Consider the following 554-nt stretch of genomic DNA (forward strand, 5'->3'; position numbering starts at 1 on the left):
ATCTATGCCACTATCGCCCGTCGCAAAATGGCGGTCAGGTACAAAATAGAGGTTCTCAAGCGTAACGAACTCACCATTGAATGATTGAATGACATTCGAACCGTCCAACACAACAGAGCCATTGACTGGCGTAAGTTCAATGTACTCACCATTGGCATTTCGATAATAGAACGTGCCGTTGTGCGTGCTCGCATCGCGAATCGTGATATCGCCTAGGCTTTCATTTCTATCGAGGTCGTGCAAGTTAATCACTAGATCGACTTTCGCTGGCGTAGTATCTAGACCAGATAAGTTATCTTGCGTATTGGCATTCTCAGTACCAAGGATAGAACCATCACGGCCTTTATCTTCGAAAGACAACACCGATGAGGTATCGATTTGTGCATTTCTGTCGGTCACGGAGATGTCTAGATCGGCGGTACTCGTATCGCCGTCACCATCGGTAGCCGTAACATGAACCGTGAAATCGATTGAAGCCGCATCGGTATGATCAAGATCGTCATTTGGTCTAAAGCTAATAGAGCCATCAGTTCGAACAATCAAACGCCCAATTT

General features: G+C 46.0%; 1 protein-coding gene. It reads right to left on the reverse strand.

Going from position 1 to position 554, the window contains the following annotated elements; genetic code table 11:
* The coding region (locus R7190_RS29770; protein WP_318138194.1) for a hypothetical protein at positions 1 to 554 on the reverse strand (554 nt) is incomplete at both ends.

This window comes from Vibrio sp. 1078-1, assembly GCF_033340475.1.